This window comes from Halomonas sp. IOP_14, from assembly GCF_021021315.1.
GTDB lineage: Bacteria > Pseudomonadota > Gammaproteobacteria > Pseudomonadales > Halomonadaceae > Vreelandella > Vreelandella titanicae.
In genome coordinates this window covers 1-534 of the sequence record NZ_JAINWD010000118.1, presented here as the reverse complement: position 1 = coordinate 534, position 534 = coordinate 1, and the positions used below count along the sequence as shown (strand labels likewise).

The window sequence follows — 534 nt, the reverse complement described above, 5'->3', positions numbered from 1 at the left end:
GCGTTCGATACTGCCACAATCTTCACCATCGAGAACATCGCCGCCGCCGATGGCGGCCAAGCTATTCGCTTACCCGGCAGCAGCGAAGGCACGGCCAGCTATGCACTCGATGGCAAGGTGGCTGCCGATACCTATACCATCATCGTCGGCTATATCGACGAGAGCGATGGCGAAAGCACTGCTCAACTGAGCATCAGCAACGCCGAAGGCGAAAGCTTCAGCGGCGATTGGACGTTTGACGACGATGCCGACAGCGGCAACGGTGTTCAGCCGCAAAACTTTCGCACTGCCACCTTTACCGACGTGACCGTAGGTGATGACGCTACCCTGTCACTCAGCGCCAGCTCGACGGCGCTGGAGTACGCACGCATCGACTATATCGAGTTTGTGCCCACCGGCAGCGTAGATCCGGAGCCCACTATCCTGCTGGGCATTGCCGATGCCGACCCGGTGGTAGAGAGTGGCGATGAGGGCGTCACCACGCTGAGCTTTGCATTGAGCGCCTCAAACGCTTTTAGCGGTGACGTGGAGCTT

At 59.2% G+C, this 534-nt stretch carries 1 protein-coding gene; it reads left to right on the top strand.

The window, feature by feature from the left end:
• Positions 1-534 (top strand): delta endotoxin C-terminal domain-containing protein (locus K7H09_RS24350; RefSeq protein ID WP_230806391.1); only part of this gene is annotated, 534 nt, incomplete at both ends.